The following is a 20,285-nucleotide window of genomic DNA, read 5'->3' as shown; positions in this document are numbered from 1 at the left end:
AGGAATACGGCGCCGGAGGCTGGGCCCGTCGGGGCGCCGGTGTCCGGTGCCCCAGGAGAGGGACCCATGATCAGCGTTCGCCGCGCCGCCGCCGCACTCGCGGCCGGTGCCGTGCTCAGCACCACCGTCGCCACAGCGGCCACCGCCGCGCCCTCGCCGACGCCCTCCCCCGCCAAGGTCCCGGCCGGTCTCTACGGCACCTCCGACCCGACCTACGACGGCGTCTGGCGCCAGTCGCTCGCCTTCCTCGCCCAGCGCACCTCCGGCATCCAGCCCGCCGACCAGGCCGTGGACTGGCTGCTCGGCCAGCAGTGCGCGAACGGCGCCTTCGCCTCGTACCGCCCCGACCCGGCCAAGCCCTGCGACGCCAAGACGATGCTCGACAGCAACGCCACGGCCGTCGCCGTCCAGGCGCTGACCGCCGTCAAGCGCCAGTCCGCCGACCCGGCGAAGACGGAGAAGGCCGCCAAGGCCGGGGCCGCCTGGCTGAAGAGCGTCCAGAACAAGGACGGCGGCTGGAGCTACGTCCCCGGCGGCGCCAGCGACGCCAACTCCACCTCCATCGTCATCAGCGCCCTGGCGTCCTCCGGCGTCCGGCCGGCCGACGTGAAGTCCACCGGTGGCAAGAGCCCGTACGACGCCCTCCTCACCTTCGCGCTGCCCTGCGCCGACCCCGGGGCCAAGGACACGGACAAGGCCGCGGCCAGGGACACGGACAAGGACGGCGGTGCCTCCGGCGCCAAGGGCGACGGGGGAGCCTTCGCCTACCAGCCCGACAAGACCGGCAAGCTGTTCGCGAACGCCGACGCCACCGCCGCCGCCACCCTCGCCGGCCTCGGCAAGGGCATCACCGCCCGCGGCGCCCAGCCCCAGCAGCCCGTCACCTGCACCGACCTGCCGAAGCCGACCGCCGAGCGGGCCGCCCTCAACGGCGCCTCCTACCTCGCCGCCCGGCTCGCCGCGACCGGCCACCTCACCACCCCGCCGATGCCGGGCGCCACCGAGACCGCCGAGCAGCCGGATTACGGCAACACCGCCGACGCCGTCGTCGCGCTCGCCGCGGCCGGGGCGAAGAAGGAGGCCGCGGGCGCGCTCGCCTGGCTGGAGAAGAACGCCCCGGCCTGGGCGAAGACCGGTGGACCGGCCGCCTACGCCCAGCTGGTCTTCGCCGCGCACGCCATGGACACCGACCCGCGCAGCTTCGGCGCCGTCGACCTCCTGGAGCAGCTCAACGCCACGGGCCCCGCCCCCAAGGCGCCCGACAACTCCGAGGCGTCCGCCGGCGCCGACGAGGACGAGTCCGGCTTCGACGTGTGGTGGATCATCGGCATCGGCATGGTCGTCGGCGTCGGCATCGGCTTCCTCATGAGCGGCCGCAAGAAGTGAGGACCAGGCTGGCCGCGGGCGCCGCGGCGGGACTGATGCTGCTCGCCGCGGCCTCGCCCGCCGAGGCGGCCGGCTACCGCTACTGGTCCTTCTGGGAGGGCCGAGCGGGCGGGACGTGGGGCTACGCCACGCAGGGCCCGGCGACCGCCCGGCCCGCGGACGGCGACACCATCGGCTTCCGCTTCGCCGTCAGCCGCGACTCCAGCGACGCCACCCGGCCCTCCGCCGCCCCCGACTTCGCCCGCGTCTGCTCCGGCGTGGCCGAGAAGGACGGCAGCAAGCGGGTCGCGGTCGTCATCGACTTCGGCCGCCCCGAGGACGCCCCGCCCGGCGAGACGCCGCCGGCCCCGGCGCTGCGGACCGGCTGCCCGCAGGTGCGCGAGGACGCCACCGCCGCGGAGGTGCTGGCGGCGGTCGCCAAGCCGCTGCGGTACGACTCCAAGGCGCTGCTGTGCGGGATCGCCGGGTATCCGGCGCAGGGCTGCGGGGAGCAGGTCGCGGACGCGGGCACGGAGCCGCCGAAGGGCGGGGCGGGCACCTCGTCCCCGGTCACCGCCCCGGTGACGACCGCGCGGGGCACGTCCACCACCACCGGTTCCGACTCCGGCGGCGGTCCGTCCGTCGGGCTCGTCGCGGGCGGGGCCGCCGTGCTCCTCCTCGGCGCCGCCGGTGTCTGGCAGGCCCGCCGCCGCCGCGGATGACCCCGCCCCCGCTCGTACGGCTGCGCGCGCCCGAGGCGAACCGGTCCAACGCCCTGCACCCCGGCGCCTGGTGGCTCTGGGCGCTCGGCCTCGCCGTGGCCGCCTCCCGCACCACCAATCCGCTGCTGCTCGGCCTGCTCGTCGGCGTCGCCGGCTATGTCGTCGCCGCCCGCCGCACCGACGCGCCCTGGGCCCGTTCGTACGGCGCCTTCGTCAAGCTGGGCCTGTTCGTCGTGGCCCTCAGGGTGGGGTTCTCGCTGGTGCTCGGTTCGCCGATCCCGGGGTCGTACGAGCTGTTCACGCTGCCCGAGGTGCCGCTTCCCGACTGGGCGCGGGGCGTGCGGATCGGCGGCCGGGTCACCGCCGAGCAGGTGGTGTTCGCGGTCTACGACGGGCTGAAGCTCGCGACCCTGCTGATCTGTGTGGGCGCGGCCAACGCGCTCGCCAGCCCGGCGCGGCTGCTCAAGTCGCTGCCCGGCGCGCTGTATGAGGCGGGCGTCGCCGTCGTCGTGGCCATGACCTTCGCCCCGAACCTCGTCGTCGACGTCGTCCGGCTGCGTACCGCCCGCCGGCTGCGGGGCAGGCCCACCGGCGGGCTCAAGGCCCTGCTCCAGATCGGCCTGCCGGTCCTGGAGGGCGCCCTCGAGCGGTCGGTGGCGGTGGCCGCGTCCATGGACGCGCGCGGCTACGGCCGTACGGCGCGGGTGCCGGCCTCGGTACGGCGCACCACGAACGTGCTGACCCTGGGCGGGCTGCTCGGGGTGTGCGCCGGCTCGTACGGGCTGCTCGCCGCGCAGGGCGCCTCGTACGGGCTGCCGCTGCTCGTGGCCGGGCTCCTCGCGGCCGTCGCCGGGCTGCGGCTCGGCGGGCGGCGGGCGGTGCGCACCCGTTACCGGCCCGACCGGTGGGGCGCGCGGGCCTGGCTGGTGGCCGGGGCGGGCGTCGCCGTCGCGGTCGCGATGATCTGGGCGGGGGCGGTGGCGCCGGGGGCGCTGCGGCCCGGGGTCGTACCGCTGGAGGCGCCCCAGCTGCCGCTGTGGCCGGCGGCTTCGGTGCTGATCGGGCTGCTGCCCGCGTTCGTGGCCCCCGTGCCGGCGGGGCCTGGCAAGGAGAGTGCTCGTCCGTGATCCGCTTCGAGAACGTCTCGGTGACGTACGACGGCGAGTCCGCGCCCACGCTGGCGGGCGTGGACCTGACCGTGCCCGAGGGCGAACTGGTGCTGCTCGTCGGGCCGTCGGGCGTCGGGAAGTCGACCCTGCTGGGTGCCGTGTCCGGGCTGGTCCCGCACTTCACCGGCGGCACGCTGCGGGGGCGGGTGACCGTGGACGGCCGCGACACGCGTACCCATCCGCCGCGCGAACTGGCGGACCTGGTCGGCACGGTGGGGCAGGACCCGCTCGCCCACTTCGTCACCGACACGGTCGAGGACGAGCTGGCGTACGGCATGGAGTCGCTGGGGCTCGCGCCGGGGGTGATGCGGCGCCGGGTGGAGGAGACGCTCGACCTGCTCGGGCTGGCCGATCTGCGGGACCGGCCGATCGCGACGCTCTCCGGCGGGCAGCAGCAGCGGGTCGCGATCGGCTCGGTCCTCACCCCGCACCCCAAGGTCCTCGTCCTCGACGAGCCGACCTCCGCCCTCGACCCCTCGGCCGCCGAGGACGTCCTGGCCGTCCTCCAGCGCCTGGTCCACGACCTGGGCACGACGGTCCTGATGGCGGAGCACCGCCTGGAGCGGGTCGTGCAGTACGCGGACCAGGTCCTCCTCCTCCCGGACGCGGTCATGGGCCCGCCGGCCGAGATGATGACCGTCTCGCCCGTCCGGCCGCCCGTGGTCGCCCTGGGCCGTCTGGCGGGCTGGCACCCGCTGCCCCTGTCGGTGCGGGACGCGCGGCGCGCGGCGGGTCCGCTGAAGGAGCGGCTGGCGGGGCGGGATCCCCGGGACCAGGCGCTCCGCCCCCGGACCCCCGCGCCTCGAACGCCGGCGGGGCTCACTACGGCCACCACCCGCCAGGGCACGCCAGGCAGGGCGCTCTCCCGGTTCGGGCGGTGGCGGGGGCGGGCCGTGTCCCCGCCCGCGTCCGGCGGCGCACCCGCCCAGCCCCTCGTCGACGTCCGTGCCCTCGGCGTGCGACGCGGGCGGGTCGAGGCCCTGCGGCGGGTGGAGCTGACCGTGGGGGCCGGGGAGACGGTCGCGCTGATGGGGCGCAACGGGGCCGGGAAGTCGACGCTGCTGGGGACGCTGGTCGGGATGATCACGCCGACCTCCGGCAGCGTGCGGGTCGCCGGGCTCACCCCGCACGCGACGGACCCGCGCGCCCTGATCCGGCAGGTGGGGCTCGTACCGCAGGAGCCGCGGGACCTGCTGTACGCGGACACGGTGGCGGCGGAGTGCGCGGCCGCCGACGCGGACGCGGGGGCCGCGCCCGGGACCTGCCGGGCGCTGGTGTCGGAGCTGCTGCCGGGCGTGGCGGACGAGACGCATCCGCGGGACCTGTCCGAGGGGCAGCGGCTCGCCCTCGCGCTGGCCGTGGTGCTGACCGCCCGGCCGCCCCTGCTGCTCCTGGACGAGCCGACCCGTGGTCTGGACTACGCGGCGAAGGCCCGCCTGGTCGCGCGGCTGCGCGTGCTCGCCGCCGAGGGGCACGCGATCGTGCTGGCCACGCACGACGTGGAGCTGGCGGCGGAGCTCGCGCACCGTGTGGTGATCGTCGCGGGCGGTGAGGTGGTCGCGGACGGGCCGACCGCCGAGGTCGTCGTGTCCTCGCCGGCCTTCTCGCCGCAGGTGGCCAAGATCCTCGCGCCGGAGCCCTGGCTCACGGTGGAGCAGGTCGAGGAGGCGCTGCGCGCATGACCCCGACCACCCCCCGTGCCCGTACGAGCGCCCTGACGAGCGCCCGCGCCGCCCGAGCCTCGCGCGCCGCCCGAGCCTCGCGCGCCGCCCGGCCGATCCGGCTGGGCCCGCGCTCGGTCGCCGCCCTGGTCCTGGTGTCGGTCGTCGGTCTGTTCGCCGTCGGCTGGCCGCTCTTCGCCGACGCCGGTTCGGCCGTCACGGACCACGCGGCCGACGCGCCCTGGTTCTTCGCCCTGCTGCTCCCCCTTCTCATCGCCGTCGTCGTCGCGACGATCGCCGACCGCGGGATGGACGCGAAGGCGGTGGCGATGCTGGGGGTGCTCGCCGCCGTCGGGGCGGCGCTGCGGCCCCTCGGTGCCGGAACGGCCGGTCTGGAGCCGATGTTCTTCCTGATGGTGCTGAGCGGGCGGGTCCTGGGCCCGGGCTTCGGCTTCGTGCTCGGCGCGGTGACGATGTTCGCGTCGGCGCTGCTCACGGGCGGGGTCGGGCCGTGGATGCCGACGCAGATGCTGGCGATGGGCTGGTTCGCGATGGGCGCGGGGCTGCTGCCGGGTCCTGCCCGGCCGGGCGGCCGGCGGGAGCTGCTGATGCTGTCCGCGTACGGGTTCGTGGCGGCGTTCGCGTACGGCACGGTCACCAATCTGTACGGGTGGGTGACCGTCGGCGGCATGGACCTGGGGATCTCCTTCCAGCCCGGGGCTCCGGCGCACGAGAACCTGGTGCGCTTCCTGGCGTACGTGGTCGCCACCTCCCTCGGCTGGGACCTGGGCCGCGCCGTCCTCACGGTCGTCCTCACCCTGACCGTCGGCGGACCGCTGCTGCGGGCGCTGCGGCGGGCCACGCGCCGGGCGAACTTCGAGGCCCAGGTCACATTCGAGGCCCCCGGAAAGGCCCTTGGGGGTGAGGCCCCTCATAGGACCCAGGTCACGTACGAGCCGGAATAGTAGCTTCGGACGATTCGCCCAAATCGCCCCATAGAGGGTCCTGACCTGCACTGGTCCGGCCCTCACCGCACCCCCGTCCCGCTCCCGCGCACCCCCCGCGTGTCCGACCCTGCCTCGTACCGGGGGTGATTGCGCGGCCCCCGCCGGTTTGCTTCTCTGGTGGACGTCGCCAGGCAGCCGGTGCTCACCGCAGCACCACGGCCGGCCGGTTCCCCCCAGTTCCCGGGACTCCCGGGCCCTGGTTCCGGCATGCCGAAAACGCCCGGCGCACCCCATGTCCCCGACGTTAGGTATGACGTTTTGTTCCGCTCGATCGCCACTCGCGCCGTCTCCCGCAAGAAGACCTTCGCCGTCTCCGCCGCCGTCCTGATCGGCGCCTCGGGTGCGGTGCTCGGCAACACGGGGACGGCCTCGGCCGCCACCCCGCAGGAGATCGCCCGAAAGATCGTGCCGCCGTCGCAGTTCGCGTCCTTCAGCAAGATCGTCGAGCATGAGTCCGGCTGGAACCACACGGCCACCAACTCCTCCAGCGGCGCCTACGGCCTGGTCCAGGCCCTCCCGGCCTCGAAGATGGCCTCGGCCGGCTCCGACTGGAAGACGAACCCCGCCACGCAGATCAAGTGGGGTCTCGACTACATGAACGACCGCTACGGCTCCCCGAACGCCGCCTGGAACTTCTGGCAGACCCACGGCTGGTACTAAGGGTCACCCGCCGCCCGGCGCGCACACCTGCCTACGTCGCATGGCCCCGTCCTCCCTTCGGAGGGCGGGGCCTGCGGCGTTTCGGGCGGGGCCTGCGGCGTTTCCGGGGTCCGCCCGGCGCGGGCTACAGCCGCTGGATGATCGTGCCCGTCGCCAGCGCGCCGCCCGCGCACATCGTGATCAGGGCGAATTCCTTGTCCGCGCGCTCCAGCTCGTGCAGGGCCGTCACGATGAGCCGCGCCCCCGTCGCGCCCACCGGGTGGCCGAGGGCGATGGCGCCGCCGTTGACGTTGACCTTCTCCAGTCCGTCCAGGTCCCGTTCGAACTCCTGCGCCCAGCTGAGCACCACCGACGCGAAGGCCTCGTTGATCTCGACGAGGTCGATGTCCCTGAGGGACATCCCGGCCTTGCCGAGGACGGCCCGGGTCGCGTCGACGGGCCCGTCGAGGTGGTAGTGCGGGTCGGATCCGACGAGGGCCTGGGCGACGATCCGGGCGCGGGGGCGGAGCCCCAGGGCGCGGGCCATCCGCTTGGAGGCCCACATCAGGGCGGAGGCTCCGTCGGAGATCTGGGAGGAGTTCCCCGCCGTGTGGACGGCGGTCGGCATGACCGGCTTGAGCCGGGCCAGCGCCTCCATGCTGGTGTCGCGCAGCCCCTCGTCACGGTCCACCAGCCGCCACATACCCTGCCCGGCGGCCTGCTCCTCCTCCGTGGTGGGCACCTGGACGGCGAAGGTCTCGCGTTTGAAACGTTCCTCGGACCAGGCGACGGCGGCCCGCTCCTGGGAGAGCAGACCGAGCGCGTCGACGCGTTCGCGGGTGAGGCCGCGCCGGCGGGCGATGCGCTCGGCGGCCTCGAACTGGTTGGGCAGGTCGACGTTCCACTCGTCGGGGAAGGGCTTGCCGGGCCCGTGCTTGGAGCCGGAGCCGAGCGGGACCCGGCTCATCGCCTCGACGCCGCAGGAGATGCCGATGTCGATGACGCCGGCGGCGACCATGTTGGCCACCATGTGACCGGCCTGCTGCGAGGAGCCGCACTGCGCGTCGACGGTGGTGGCGGCGGTCTCGTACGGCAGGCCCATGGTGAGCCAGGCGGTGCGGGCGGGGTTCATGGACTGTTCGCCGGCGTGGGTGACGGTGCCGCCGACGATCTGCTCGACGCAGTCGGCGGGGATGCCGGTGCGCCCGAGGAGTTCGCGGTAGGTCTCGCCGAGGAGGTAGGCGGGGTGGAGGTTGGCGAGCGCGCCTCCGCGCTTGCCGATGGGGGTGCGTACGGCTTCGACGATGACGGGTTCCGCGGCCATGAGCTCGTCCTCTCCTCGCCCGGCGGGGTGTCCCGGCACCCGCGCCGGTCGACGTCACGTGGCACTCGTACGAGCACTCGTACGGGCACTGGCACAAGAACTAGTACGCGTTCTAGTTCTCCGTGCAGTCTTATGACTGCTACCGCCGGTACGCAAGGGTCGGGGACGCAACAGTTCCCGCCGTTCTCCTTGCCACTTGTAGAACTCGTTATTACCTTTCCCGGCAGCTTCTGATGACCCATCAGACAATGGAGTGTGTTGCCGATGTCCTGCCCCCACCTCTCCGCAGGGTTCGACGCCACCGACCCCGACCTGCTCCAAGGCCGCGTCCCCCACCCGGAGTTCGCCCGGCTCCGGCAGACCGCTCCCGTCTGGTGGTGCGCCCAGCCCCCCGGCGTCACCGGCTTCGCCGACGAGGGCTACTGGGCCGTGACCCGGCACGCCGACGTCAAGTACGTCTCCACGCACCCCGAGTTGTTCTCGTCGAACGAGAACACCGCCGTCATCCGCTTCAACGAGCACATCACCCGGGACCAGATCGAGGTCCAGAAGCTGATCATGCTCAACATGGACCCGCCCGAGCACACCCGGGTCCGCCAGATCGTCCAGCGCGGCTTCACCCCGCGCGCCATCCGCGGCCTGGAGCACGCGCTGCGCACCCGCGCCCGCGCCATCGTCGAGGAGGCGCGGTCCGCGGCGGGACCGGACGGCGCCTTCGACTTCGTCACCAGGGTCGCCGTCGAGCTGCCGCTCCAGGCCATCGCCGAACTCATCGGCGTACCCCAGGAGGACCGGGCCCGGATCTTCGACTGGTCGAACAAGATGGTCGCCTACGACGACCCCGAGTACGCCATCACCGAGGAGATCGGCGCCGAGGCCGCGATGGAGCTCATCGGCTACGCGATGAACCTCGCCGCCGCCCGCAAGCAGTGCCCGGCCCAGGACATCGTGAGCCGGCTGGTCGCCGCCGAGGGCGAGGGCAACCTGTCCTCCGACGAGTTCGGCTTCTTCGTGCTGCTGCTCGCCGTCGCCGGCAACGAGACCACCCGCAACGCCATCAGCCACGGCATGCACGCCTTCCTCACCCACCCCGACCAGTGGGAGCTCTACAAGCGCGAGCGGCCCGCGACCGCCGCCGAGGAGATCGTGCGCTGGGCCACCCCGGTGGTGTCCTTCCAGCGGACCGCCACCCAGGACACCGAGCTCGGCGGCCAGAAGATCCGCAAGGGCGACCGGATCGGCCTCTTCTACTCCTCCGCCAACTACGACCCCGAGGTCTTCGAGAACCCCGAGACCTTCGACATCACCCGCGACCCGAACCCGCACCTCGGATTCGGCGGCGGCGGGCCCCACTTCTGCCTCGGGAAGTCCCTCGCCATCAAGGAGATCGAGCTGATCTTCCAGGCGCTCGCCGACGAACTGCCCGACCTGACCCTCGCGGGCGACCCGCGCCGGCTCCGGGCGGCCTGGCTCAACGGCATCAAGGAACTCCAGGTGAGGGTGGCGTAGCGCGGCCTCGACGAGACCCTTCGGGGGGCCGCGCGAGGGGAACCGGAAGATCCGCTCGCGCGTCCGAGCAGGCATGCGGGGGACACACCTAACTCACCGGACGCGCCGAGCTCACGGGACTCACCCGACTCATCGAGCTCACCGGACTCGCCGGACGCGCCGAGCTCACCGGATGCTGGCCGTCGTCGTCGCGCTGCTCGCGCTCCAGCTCGGCTCGCTCGTCGCGCCGGCGTACGCCTGCGGTTGCGGCGCCATGGTCACCGACGGCATGGCACGCATCGGCGTCGACCGGGAGACCTCGGCGGTGCGCTGGGACGCGCGCACCGGCACCGAGCGGATCGTCATGCGCCTCACCGTGCACGGCGACGCCGAGAAGGCCGCCTGGATCATGCCGGTGCCGCACCGCGCCGACGTCACCCTCGGCGACCCGGAGCTCTTCCGGGAACTCGACCGGCTCACCGCGCCCGAACGCAGGACCCGGCACTACTTCTGGCCGCGCGGCCGTGACTGGCCCTTCTCGGCCGGCGACGGCGACGGCGCGGGCGCCATGCCCGGGACGGACGGCGGCCCCGGCGTCGGCGTCGTCGGCCGCGAGCGGCTCGGCCCCTTCGACGTGGCCCGGCTGACCGCCACCGACCCGAACGCCCTCGGCGACTGGCTGCGCCGCAACGGCTTCCGGCTCTCCGACAGTCTCGCCACCGAACTGCGCCCCTACGTCGACCGGAAGTGGGAGTACGTCGCCGTCCGCCTGGCCCCCGGGAAGGCCGGCGAGCGGCTGTACGGCGCCCTCGACCCGCTCGCGATCACCTTCCGCAACGACACCCTCGTCTACCCGATGCGGCTCTCCCGGCTGGCGAAGACCCCGCAGTCCCTCGGGCTCTTCGTGCTCGCCGACCACCGGATGGAACCGAAGGGCGACATCGGCGGCGACCGGCCCGCGGTGCGGTTCGCGGGAGCCGTCGACAAGCCTGAGGGCGCCCTCGCCCGGCTCACCGGCCCGGGCCCCGTCTACCTCACCGCCGTCGACCAGTCCTTCCCCGAGCCCGCCCGCATCGACGGCGACCACGAACTCGTCCGCGCGGCCGCCGACACCCCGTACCGCGAGGTGATCTGGAAGGACCGCCTGTGGACGGTCGGCGGCCTCCCGGTCTGGCTGCTCACCGTGGGCGGCGCGCTGCTGCTCGCCCTGGCGGGCGGCCTCGCCACGGCCCGGGCGCGGCGCACTCCGCCCCGACGCGTTCAGGCCGGGCTCGCCCGGGCCCGGCACGCGCGGGCCGAGGCCGGTGTACGTTCGGCCGCATGAGCAACGATCAGGACCGATGGACCACCGTCGACCACTACCTCACCGACCTGCTCGCCCCCGCCGACGAGGCGCTGACCGCGGCCCTCGCCGACTCCTCGGCCGCCGGGCTGCCCGAGATCGCCGTCGCCCCCAACCAGGGCAAGCTGCTCCACCTGCTCGTGGCGGCGCAGGGCGCGAAGAACGTCCTGGAGATCGGCACCCTCGGCGGCTACAGCACCATCTGGCTGGCCCGCGCACTGCCCGCCGACGGCCGGCTGGTCACCCTCGAGTACTCCCCCGCCCACGCGGACGTGGCCCGCGCCAACATCGCCCGCGCCGGCCTCGACAAGGTCGTCGAGGTGCGGACCGGCGCGGCCCTGGACACCCTCCCGCTCCTGGAGCAGGAGGGCGCGGGCCCCTTCGACTTCGTCTTCGTCGACGCCGACAAGGTCAACAACCCGCACTACGTCTCCTGGGCGCTCAAGCTGTCCCGGCCCGGCACCCTCATCGTCGTCGACAACGTCGTACGAGGAGGCCGGGTCGCCACCCCCAACCCGGACGACCCGGCGGTCACCGGCACCCGCGAGATGTTCGAACTGATCGCGCGCGAGCCCCGGTTGGACGCCACCGCCGTCCAGACGGTCGGCACGAAGGGTTACGACGGACTGCTGCTCGCCCGTGTCGTGAGCTGACCCGTCGACCGGGCTCGGGAGCGCCACCCGGCGAAGAGCGGCACCTCGCCCGTGCCGTCGAGCACCACGAAGCCGAACGGCCGGTCGAACGCGATCCGTTCGACCCGGCGGGGGCGGGGCGCGGCGGCGCCGCGGGTCATCGCGACGACGGTGACCGCGGCCGCCTCCACGCCCTCCTCCGCGATCTCCACCAGGGCCTCCTGGACCGCCGCGGAGACGTACAGCGGCACCGGCGAGAGGCCGGAGAAGTCGGCGTCCGGCCGGACGGACCGGCCGATGCCGAGCGCCGGCAGCCGCTCGTACACGTCGGTCCGGGTGCGGAGGGTGAAGCGGGGCAGCGCGAGGTCGACGGCCTCCGCCCGCAGGGGCGTACGGGCGGCGGGCCCCGCCCAGGCCAGGGGCAGCACCTCGGCGGGCCCGCGGCCCACCTCGCCGAGCACGAACCGCACCCGCGGCCCCACCCGGCCCCGGGCCGCGTCGGGCGCCGCCTCCGCCTCCGCCTCACAGGGCAGCTCGACCACCGTGGCCCCGCCGGTGCGCCAGGCCCAGCGCGCCGGAATGCGCTGGTGCATGGTCGGTACGGGCGCGGTGTCGCCGTGGCCGTCGGTGAACGGCTCGTCCCGGGTGAGGTGCCGCGGGAACCGGCTCAGCCAGGCGGCCTTCAGGGCCAGGGCGCCGGCCAGGACCAGGTCCTCGCCGCCGTCCAGGGTCATCGGCAGTCCCTCGACGCGGTCACCGGTGGCCTTGCGCACCCAGGCGTCGATCTCCCGCTGCGCCTGCCCGCCGAGCGTCCCGAAGCCGACGTCCGGCAGCCGGTCGCGGAACTCCGGGCGCGGCGGCACCCGGCTCCACACCCCGGTGGCGAGCGCGACCCCGTCGGTCCGGCCCAGCGCGGTCACCGCCTCGGCGGCCTCGGGTCCCGCGACCCCGAGCACCTCCCGCAGCTCCCGGGCGGTCTCGCCGCCCGCCCCGGAGGCGAGCGCGGCCAGGGCCAGCCAGAGGCCGGCCGGCGAGCAGACGAAGTCGCCGCCGCCGTCCCGGTGGTCGTCGCCGCCGTGGCCGTCGCCACCCCCGTGGCCGTCGCCGTCGCCGAGGAGCGGCAGCCACCGCCCGGCCAGTGCCCGGATCCGTTCACCCGCGGTCATATCCTGCCCTTCATGAGCATCGTGAAGATCAACGTACTGACCGTCCCCGCCGAGCAGCGCGAGGTCCTGGAGCAGCGCTTCGCGTCCCGCGCCGGCGCCGTCGAGGGCTCGGACGGCTTCGAGTGGTTCGAGCTGCTGCGGCCGCTGGAGGGCACCGACCAGTACCTGGTGTACACCCGCTGGCGCAGCGAGGAGGACTTCCAGAACTGGATGAACGGTTCCATGAAGACCGCCCACGAGGGCGGTGGCGACCGCCCGAAGCCGGCGGCGACCGGCTCCACCCTGTGGTCGTTCGAGGTGGTGCAGCAGGCGGCGCCCAAGAACTGAGCTGCGCGCCGGGTCGTGCGCGCCGCACAATGGCGCGCATGACCTGGATCTTCTCCCCCGAGCGCGTCGACACCCCGGACGCCACCGCCCTGCGCCGCGACTACTTCGGCGATGTCGCGGGCCGCTACTACGGCCGGGTCCTGGCCGAGGACGAGTACGACGAGGAGATGATCGACGAGGGTCTCGACCTGCTCGCCGCGCCCACCGGCGCCTTCCTCGTCGGCCGCCACGAGGGGAAGCCGGCCGCCTGCGGCGGTGTGGTCCTCCTGGACGCCGAACGGGCCGAGCTGACCCGGGTGTTCATCCGCCCGGCCTTCCGCGGCACCGGCGGCGCCGGCCTCCTCCTGGACGGCCTGGAGGACGCGGCCCGCGCGCTCGGCGCCCGCCGCATGGTCCTCAACACCCGTCTGGACCTCGTGGAGGCGCGGGCGCTGTACGTGCGGCACGGGTACGCGGAGATACCCGCGTACTGCACCGGCCCGTACATGGAGATCTGGTACGGCAAGGAGCTGTAGGACCCGGGCGTCGTCTGCGCTCCTACGCGTGGTGGTCGCGGGGCGGCTCGGCGGTGCGGGGCCGTTCCGCGTCCGAGCCGCCGAGTTCCGCGGTCAGCTCCTCCACCAGGCGGATGAGGTCGGTGGGCCGGTCCGGCCCCCACCAGTCGCCGAGCAGCTCGGCCAGGGACTCCTCGCGCGCCTTGGCGAGCCGTACCGCCGTCTGCGCCCCCTCCTCGGTGAGGACCAGCTGGATGCCCTCGCGGGCCACCAGCCGGCGTTCCTCCAGCTGCCGGGCGGCCTCGGTGATCGCCCGCAGCGGTACGGGGGTGGTGTCGGCGAGCCGTCCGGGCTCGACGGTGCCGTGGCGGCGCACCCGCAGCAGCAGCCAGCTCGCGGCGGGCAGCAGGTCGAGACCGGCCCTGGCGGTGATCTTCTCGTAGATCTGCTTGCGGCCCTCGCGGGAGCCGAGCACGGACAGGGCGCGGGCGCACTCGTCGTAGGAGGAGCGCTCGACGGGGTTGGAGGCGAGGGTCTGGCTGGTGTCGGGCGCGGTGACGGAGCCGCGCAGCCGGTCCTCCTTCAGGAACCAGGCGATGACGAAGGCCAGGAGGACCACGGGCGCCGCGTAGAGGAAGACGTCGGTGATGGAGGTCGCGTACGCGTGGATGACCGACGGCCGCAGCGGGGGTGGGAGCGCGGCGATGGCGCGCGGGTCGGCGGCCACGGTGCCCGCGTCGACGCCCGGCGAGAGCGGCTGTCCGGCGAGGGCGTCGCTCAGCTTGCCGGTGAGCCGGTTGGTGAAGACGGTGCCGAAGATCGCGACGCCGAACGAGGCGCCGATGGAGCGGAAGAAGGTGGCGCCCGAGGTGGCGACGCCGAGGTCCTCGTACGAGACGGCGTTCTGCACGACGAGGACGAGCACCTGCATGACCAGGCCGAGTCCGGCGCCGAAGACGAAGAAGAACACGCTCATCGTCCAGGTGGAGGTGGTCTCCGTCAGCTCGTTGAGCAGGAGCAGGCCGAGCGCGGTGATCGCCGTGCCGGCGATCGGGAAGACCTTCCAGCGGCCGGTGCGGGAGACGATCTGGCCGGAGCCGGTCGAGGTGATCAGCATGCCGAGCACCATGGGCAGCATGTGCACGCCGGACATGGTGGGGCTGACGCCCTGCACGACCTGGAGGAAGGTCGGCAGGTAGGTCATCGCGCCGAACATCGCGAAGCCGACGACGAAGCTGATGACCGAGACCAGGGTGAAGGTCCTGATCCGGAACAGCTTGAGCGGCAGCACGGGCTCGGCGGCCCGCCGCTCCACGTACACGAACCACACGAGGAGTACGGCTCCGAGGACGGCGAGGCCGATGATCTGCGCCGAGCCCCACGCCCAGGTGGTGCCGCCGAGGGAGGCGACCAGGACCAGGCAGGTGGCGACGGAGGCGATGAGGAAGGTGCCGAGGTAGTCGATGCGGTGGCGGGTGCCGCGGACCGGGATGTGCAGGACGGCGGCGATGACGAAGAGGGCGACGACGCCGATCGGCAGGTTGATGTAGAAGACCCAGCGCCAGGAGAGGTGCTCGGTGAACAGGCCGCCGAGGAGCGGGCCGAGGACGCTGGTGGCGCCGAAGACGGCGCCGAACAGGCCCTGGTAGCGGCCGCGTTCGCGGGGTGAGACGAGGTCGCCGACGATCGCCATGGACAGCACCATCAGCCCGCCGCCGCCGAGGCCCTGGAGGGCGCGGAAGGCGATGAGCTGGGGCATGTTCTGGGCGATGCCGCAGAGCGCGGAGCCGATGAGGAAGAGGACGATGGCGCCCTGGAAGAGTTTCTTGCGCCCGTACTGGTCGCCGAGCTTGCCCCACAGGGGTGTGGCGGCGGTGGAGGCCAGCATGTAGGCGGTGACGACCCAGGACAGGTGCTCCATGCCGCCGAGCTCGCTGACGATGGTCGGCAGGGCGGTGGACACGATGGTCTGGTCGAGTGCGGCGAGGAGCATGCCGAGCAGCAGCGCGCCGATCGCGACGATGACGGTGCGGTGGCTCGGTCCCGCTCCCGGTGCGGGGCCGCCGCCGGTGTGCGGCGCGCGTACTTCCTGGGCCATGGGCGTCTCCTCCGGTCCGGGCCGCTGGCTCCGATCCTCTCCATCCTGGAGGGTTTGCCCCGTTATGGCCTGCGGAGGGGTGCGCGAGGGGCGGCTGTTCACCCGGTGGCGGTGACCGGACTGCATAATCGCTCGGAACTGACCGGGAGGGGCCCAAGGATGTCCGGACACGTCTGTCCTGAATGCGGTGTACACAGACCTGGTGCGCGGTGCGCCTGCGGGCGCGGTGCCGAGGGGGCGACGGCCGGGGACGGGGCCGGGGGGACGGCGGAGGCTGGGGTGACCGCTGGCGCTGGGGGCACGGCCGGGGCTGGGGTGACGGCCGGGACTGGGGCCGGGGGTACGGCCGGGGCTGGGGCTGGGGCTGGGGCGGCGGAGGACTTCGACCCGTTGCGCGTCCGGCCGTACGTGACGCTCGGGACGACGGAGGGCGCGGCGGCGCAGCCCTTGCCGCCTGAGGTGCCGACGCGGGCACAGGCGGCGGTGCCGGTACCGCCACCGGCCCCCGGGGAAGCGCCGGTGGCGACACCGGCGACGGCGGTGCTGCCGTCGCCGTACGCGGGTGGGCCGGGACCGCAGGGCGGCGGCGGGTATGAGGGTGCCGGATACGACAGTGCCGGATTTCAGGGTGCCGGGCATGAGCATGCCGGATATCAGGGTGCCGGGCATGAGGGTGCCGGGCATGAGCGTGCCGGGCATGAGGGTGCCGGATATCAGGGTGGGTACGAGGGTGGCGCGTACGAGCCCGCGCTCACGCTGGCGTACGCCCCCGAGGAGCACGCCGGGCGCGGGCGGGGTCGGGGGCGGGCGGGCCTGATCGCCGCCGTGGTCGCGGCGGCGGTCGTCGGCACCGCCGTCCTGGCCACGGCGCTCATCGGCGGCGACGACAGCGACACCGACGACCGTGCCCTCGTCCCCGAGGTCACCACCAGCGCGTCCGAGAACGTGGCCGTCTCCGAGGCGCCGACCACCACCCGATCCCCCTCGGGGTCCACCTCGGCCACGGCGCCAGCGGAAGGGGCCTCCGGGTCCGCCTCGCCCGCCGCCATGGTCTCCTCCTCGCCGAGCTCGGCGGCCGGCCGTACGTCGGCAACGGCCGGCGCCCCGGCCGCGGCACCCTCGGCGACCGGCGCGCCGACGAGCGCGAGCCCGCCGCCCCTCACCCCGACCCCGACCCCCACCCGGGCCCCCGAGGGGCCGACCCTGCGCCCCGGTTCCACGGGCCCGGAGGTGGAGGAGCTCCAGTGGCGGCTTCGGCAGCTCGGGCTCTACGCCGGGCCGGTGAACGGCTCGTACTCGAGGAAGGTCGAGCAGGCCGTCGCGACCTACCAGCGGCGGGAGGGCATCGCGGAGGACCCGGTGGGCGTCTACGGCCCGTACACGCGCCGCGCCCTGGAGGCCGAGACGACGGAGTGGTGAGCCGCCGGCAGCCGGGACGGCGACCCGCCGCCGACCGCCGCCGACCGCCGCCGACCGGCGCCGACCGGCGGCGGTCCCGCGATGCGGACGGGATTGGCGGCGCGGACCCTCGTTTTGTATCGTGGAGAAACAAAGTGGCCCCGCTCGCACTCCCTGACCGGCGAGCGGGACCGCTCTGTCTTCGTCTCCGACCACCCCTCCTGGAGATCCCTGATGACCGCCACCACCCCGGCGTCGCTCACCGCACGTGCCCTGCTGCTCGACATGGACGGCACGCTCGTCAACTCCGACGCCGTCGTGGAGCGCTGCTGGCGGCGCTGGGCGGAGCGGGAGGGACTCGATCCCGCCGAGGTGCTGAAGGTGGTGCACGGCCGACAGGGGTACGCCACGATGGCCGTCCTGCTGCCGGACCGGCCGATGGAGCGGAACCTCGCGGACAACCGGGTCATGCTCGCCGAGGAGACCGCCGACCTCGACGGGGTCGTGCCGGTGCCGGGCGCGCCCGCCTTCATGGCCGCGCTCGCGGCCCTGCCGCACGCCCTCGTCACCTCGGCCGACGAGGCGCTGGCCCGGGCCCGGATGGGCGCGGCGGGCCTCGCGATGCCGGACACCCGGGTCACCGCCGAGTGCGTGGGCGCGAGCAAGCCGGACCCGGAGGGCTTCCTCAAGGGGGCGGCCGCGCTGGGCTTCGCGCCCGAGGACTGCGTCGTCTTCGAGGACTCCGAGGCGGGCATCCAGGCGGGCCGCGCGGCCGGCATGCGGGTGGTCGGCGTGGGCCCGCGGGCCGCCGCCTTCGCCCCCGACGTCCACGTAGCGGATCTCACCGGCGTACGGGTGGAGCCGGGCGCCGACGGGACGATCACGCTCGCTTTCTCCGCCGCGCGGGCGGCGTAGCCCGCGAGGACTCCCCCTCCTCTTCCCGTACGGGTACGGATTCCGCATCCGGGCCGGACGCGGGCGGGCCCTCACCCGCATCCCGCTCCGATGCGTTCCGCTCCGGCTCCGGCGCGTCCAGCTCCGACGCGTCCGGCTCCGGCTGGTGACGGACGAGCCGGCCCCGGGCGACGAGCTCCAGGGTGACGGCGACCGCCACCGCCTGGACGAGCAGCAGCGCGACGAGCACGAAGAGCTGCACCGCGCCCGCGCGCAGCGGTGACGCACCGCCGAGGAGCATGCCGACGAACGCGCCCGGAAGGGTGACGAGTCCGACCGTCCGGGTCTGGTCCATGCCCGGCAGCAGGGCGTCCGACGCGGCCTCGCGCGCCACCTCGAGGCGGGCGTCGCGTTCCATGAGGCCGATCGCGAGCCCCGCCTCCACCTCGCCCTTCCGCTGGGACAGCTCGTCGAGCGCGCGGCGCCCGGCGAGGACGGTGGCGGTGAGCGCGCCGCCGATGAGGATGCCGGTGACGGGGATCAGGGTGATCCCCTGAGGGGGGACGAGGCCGGTGAGCAGGAGCGCGGCGACGACCGGGGCGACACCGGCGGCGATGGGGACCGCGGCCCACCGCCAGGCACGGCCGGGCGCCGGGACGACGCGCCGGCCGGCGGTCCGTACCGCCACCGCGTACATGAGCAGCAGGAAGCAGAGCAGCAGGGGCAGCGAGCGGACGACCCAGCCGATCACGAGGGAGACGGCGACGAGCTGGACGGCCGCCCGCGCTCCGGCGACCAGGGTGTCGCGGGCGCGGCCGAGCCGGGCGAGGGCGACGACTCCGGCGGCCACGGCGAGCAGGACGGCCAGAACCGCACCGAAGGTGACATTCACGTCCAGGAGCACGGCTCAACCCTAGGGTGCGCGCCCCCTCCGTCCGTCCCCGCACGACCGCCGGAACGCGCCCATCCCTCCCCCGGTTCCCGACCGCACGTCGCGCCCGATCCCCCACTCCATTCCTCACCCCAACCCTCGCTCGCTTCCTCGCCCGACTCCCACCTCCGGTTCCTCACCTCCACTCCGCACCTCCACTCCCCACCTCCGATTCCTCACGCCCGCACCCTTGATGTGACGTGTGCATGTCGCCACGCTGTTACCTGGCGCACCCCCCACGGAAACCCGGTGCCGCCACGCTGACCGAGCCGTCCGGCAAGGTCCCCCCACATCAAGGGAGTTCGCATGTCCGCCGCCCGCGTCTACGCGCGTCGAATAGCCGTCCTCGCCGCCTCCGCCGCCGTCACCGCCACGGGCCTGCTCGCCACCGCCCCGGCCGCCCAGGCCGCCCCGCCGACCCCGGTCAGCGCGGCCACCGCCCGTACGTACCTGAGCTCGCTGACGGTGAAGGCGGAAGGTTCCTCCACCGGCTACAGCCGGGACCTCTTCCCGCACTGGATCACCCAGTCCGGCACCTGCAACACCCGCGAGGTGGTGCTCAAGCGGGACGGCGTCAACGTCGTGACCGACTCCAACTGCGCGGCGGTCAGCGGAAGCTGGTACTCGGAGTACGACGGGGCCACCTGGACCCTCGCCTCCGACGTCGACATCGACCACGTCATCCCGCTGGCCGAGGCCTGGCGCTCGGGCGCCAACTCCTGGACCACCAGCCAGCGGCAGTCCTTCGCCAACGACCTGACGCGCCCGCAGCTCATCGCGGTCACCGACAACGTCAACCAGGCGAAGGGCGACCAGGACCCGGCGGAGTGGCTGCCGCCGCGGATCTCGTACCGCTGCATGTACGCGCGGATGTGGGTGCACGTCAAGTACCACTGGAACCTCAGCGTCGACTCGGCGGAGAAGAGCGCGCTGCAGTCGGTCCTCAACGGCTGCTGATTCCGCGACGGCGCGCGAAGGGCTTGTTGTTGAACTTGCAAGTAATAGTGAGGGGTGCCTAACCTGAGGGCCTCATCGGTGCACCGTCCCCCACGGCCCGCGCGTCTCGCGCGGCCCGGACCGAAGGAGTCCTTCCCCTCATGAACTCGCTTGCGAGCCGCCTGAACCAGGCCCAGCCCTACGCGCTCGGCCTCTTCCGGATCGTCATCGGCCTGCTCTTCGCCTGCCACGGCGCCGCCTCGCTCTTCGGCGTGCTCGGGGGCGCCGGCGGCACCGGCGCGACCCTGCCGACCGGCAGCTGGCCGGGCTGGTACGCGGCCGTCATCCAGCTCGTCGCGGGCGCCCTGGTCATCCTGGGCCTCGGCACCCGCGGCGCGGCGTTCCTCGCCTCCGGCTCCATGGCCTACGCGTACTTCGACGTCCACCAGCCGCAGGCCCTCTTCCCCCTCCAGAACGCCGGCGAGCCCGCCGCCCTCTTCTGCTGGGCCTTCCTCCTCCTCGTCTTCACGGGCCCGGGCGCCCTCGCCCTCGACGGCCTCTTCCGCCCCCGTGGGGCGACCTCCGGCGAACGCCCGGAGGAGGACAAGCAGAAGCCGGCGTCGCCGGTCACCGCGTGAGCGCGGCCGCGTAGGCGGATCGGCGGTCGGCGGCCGGCCGCGGAGGGAGCGGGG

The 20,285-nt window shown here is 74.1% G+C and carries 18 protein-coding genes and 1 pseudogene; 15 read left to right on the top strand and 4 right to left on the bottom strand.

Annotated elements, in window-relative coordinates; genetic code table 11:
• Positions 1-66 precede the first annotated feature (66 nt).
• The 6 genes from ABTZ91_RS30905 (at position 67) to ABTZ91_RS30880 (ending at position 6,584) form a co-directional block, all read left to right on the top strand.
• Positions 67-1,386 (top strand): prenyltransferase/squalene oxidase repeat-containing protein, encoded by a 1,320-nt coding sequence (locus ABTZ91_RS30905; RefSeq protein ID WP_352080529.1) that lies wholly within the window; start codon positions 67-69, stop codon positions 1,384-1,386.
• Between the two features lie 35 nt (positions 1,387-1,421).
• A complete protein-coding gene (locus tag ABTZ91_RS30900) occupies positions 1,422-2,087 on the top strand; it encodes an SCO2322 family protein (RefSeq protein WP_352080574.1) in 666 nt (221 codons plus the stop codon).
• Positions 2,084-3,214, top strand: coding sequence for an energy-coupling factor transporter transmembrane component T (locus ABTZ91_RS30895; RefSeq protein ID WP_352080528.1), 1,131 nt, complete (start codon positions 2,084-2,086; stop codon positions 3,212-3,214). Before ABTZ91_RS30900 ends, ABTZ91_RS30895 begins: the two co-directional genes overlap by 4 nt.
• A complete protein-coding gene (locus ABTZ91_RS30890; RefSeq protein WP_352080527.1) occupies positions 3,211-4,938 on the top strand; it encodes an ATP-binding cassette domain-containing protein in 1,728 nt (575 codons plus the stop codon). Before ABTZ91_RS30895 ends, ABTZ91_RS30890 begins: the two co-directional genes overlap by 4 nt.
• Entirely contained in the window at positions 4,935-5,882 is a 948-nt protein-coding gene (locus ABTZ91_RS30885; RefSeq protein WP_352080526.1) for an ECF transporter S component, read from the top strand. Before ABTZ91_RS30890 ends, ABTZ91_RS30885 begins: the two co-directional genes overlap by 4 nt.
• Before the next feature lie 300 nt (positions 5,883-6,182).
• Positions 6,183-6,584: a transglycosylase SLT domain-containing protein gene (locus tag ABTZ91_RS30880; RefSeq protein WP_345488763.1), complete on the top strand. Its 402-nt coding sequence runs from the start codon at positions 6,183-6,185 to the stop codon at positions 6,582-6,584.
• A 124-nt stretch (positions 6,585-6,708) separates the two neighbouring features.
• Here the strand turns inward: ABTZ91_RS30880 and ABTZ91_RS30875 are convergent, their stop codons facing one another.
• On the bottom strand, positions 6,709-7,887 hold the full coding sequence (locus ABTZ91_RS30875) for a steroid 3-ketoacyl-CoA thiolase (protein ID WP_352080525.1): 1,179 nt from the start codon (positions 7,885-7,887) through the stop codon (positions 6,709-6,711).
• Between the two features lie 264 nt (positions 7,888-8,151).
• Between ABTZ91_RS30875 and ABTZ91_RS30870 the strand changes: the two genes are divergently transcribed.
• The 3 genes from ABTZ91_RS30870 to ABTZ91_RS30860 all read left to right on the top strand — a co-directional run bounded on the left by ABTZ91_RS30870 (position 8,152) and on the right by ABTZ91_RS30860 (position 11,370).
• Positions 8,152-9,396 (top strand): cytochrome P450, encoded by a 1,245-nt coding sequence (locus tag ABTZ91_RS30870; RefSeq protein ID WP_352080524.1) that lies wholly within the window; start codon positions 8,152-8,154, stop codon positions 9,394-9,396.
• Between the two features lie 172 nt (positions 9,397-9,568).
• On the top strand, positions 9,569-10,699 hold the full coding sequence (locus ABTZ91_RS30865; protein ID WP_352080523.1) for a DUF2330 domain-containing protein: 1,131 nt from the start codon (positions 9,569-9,571) through the stop codon (positions 10,697-10,699).
• Entirely contained in the window at positions 10,696-11,370 is a 675-nt protein-coding gene (locus tag ABTZ91_RS30860) for an O-methyltransferase (protein ID WP_352080522.1), read from the top strand. Before ABTZ91_RS30865 ends, ABTZ91_RS30860 begins: the two co-directional genes overlap by 4 nt.
• On the opposite strand, the gene ABTZ91_RS30855 is transcribed toward ABTZ91_RS30860, so the two are convergent.
• Complete coding sequence (locus tag ABTZ91_RS30855; RefSeq protein WP_352080521.1) at positions 11,334-12,515, bottom strand: serpin family protein; 1,182 nt, start codon at positions 12,513-12,515, stop codon at positions 11,334-11,336. The genes ABTZ91_RS30860 and ABTZ91_RS30855 overlap by 37 nt on opposite strands.
• 12 nt (positions 12,516-12,527) lie before the next feature.
• Here ABTZ91_RS30855 and ABTZ91_RS30850 point away from each other — a divergent pair, with 12 nt between their 5' ends.
• Both ABTZ91_RS30850 and ABTZ91_RS30845 read left to right on the top strand, forming a co-directional pair.
• Entirely contained in the window at positions 12,528-12,842 is a 315-nt protein-coding gene (locus tag ABTZ91_RS30850) for an antibiotic biosynthesis monooxygenase (RefSeq protein ID WP_352080520.1), read from the top strand.
• Positions 12,843-12,871: 29 nt separating this feature from the next.
• Positions 12,872-13,357, top strand: a complete 486-nt coding sequence (locus tag ABTZ91_RS30845) for a GNAT family N-acetyltransferase (RefSeq protein WP_352080519.1) — start codon at positions 12,872-12,874, stop codon at positions 13,355-13,357.
• 22 nt (positions 13,358-13,379) lie between these two features.
• Here the strand turns inward: ABTZ91_RS30845 and ABTZ91_RS30840 are convergent, their stop codons facing one another.
• On the bottom strand, positions 13,380-15,434 hold the full coding sequence (locus ABTZ91_RS30840) for an MFS transporter (RefSeq protein ID WP_352080518.1): 2,055 nt from the start codon (positions 15,432-15,434) through the stop codon (positions 13,380-13,382).
• Between the two features lie 825 nt (positions 15,435-16,259).
• On the opposite strand from ABTZ91_RS30840, the gene ABTZ91_RS30835 reads away from it, so the two are divergent.
• Together ABTZ91_RS30835 and ABTZ91_RS30830 are read left to right on the top strand one after the other, a co-directional pair.
• Complete coding sequence (locus ABTZ91_RS30835) at positions 16,260-16,853, top strand: peptidoglycan-binding domain-containing protein (RefSeq protein ID WP_352080517.1); 594 nt, start codon at positions 16,260-16,262, stop codon at positions 16,851-16,853.
• A 213-nt stretch (positions 16,854-17,066) separates the two neighbouring features.
• Entirely contained in the window at positions 17,067-17,747 is a 681-nt protein-coding gene (locus ABTZ91_RS30830; protein ID WP_352080516.1) for an HAD-IA family hydrolase, read from the top strand.
• Positions 17,748-17,895: 148 nt separating this feature from the next.
• Here the strand turns inward: ABTZ91_RS30830 and ABTZ91_RS30825 are convergent.
• A pseudogene (locus tag ABTZ91_RS30825) lies at positions 17,896-18,630 on the bottom strand (ABC transporter permease); the annotation flags it as partial.
• Between the two features lie 333 nt (positions 18,631-18,963).
• On the opposite strand from ABTZ91_RS30825, the gene ABTZ91_RS30820 reads away from it, so the two are divergent.
• Entirely contained in the window at positions 18,964-19,614 is a 651-nt protein-coding gene (locus ABTZ91_RS30820) for an HNH endonuclease family protein (RefSeq protein ID WP_352080514.1), read from the top strand.
• A 140-nt stretch (positions 19,615-19,754) separates the two neighbouring features.
• Complete coding sequence (locus ABTZ91_RS30815) at positions 19,755-20,231, top strand: DoxX family protein (RefSeq protein ID WP_352080513.1); 477 nt, start codon at positions 19,755-19,757, stop codon at positions 20,229-20,231.
• The last annotated feature ends 54 nt before the right edge of the window (positions 20,232-20,285 follow it).

Source organism: Streptomyces sp. NPDC126499, assembly GCF_040302485.1.
In the GTDB taxonomy this organism is placed as follows: Bacteria; Actinomycetota; Actinomycetes; order Streptomycetales; family Streptomycetaceae; genus Streptomyces.
Note: the sequence above shows the minus strand (reverse complement) of the source record. Positions and strands in the feature narration are given on the sequence as shown.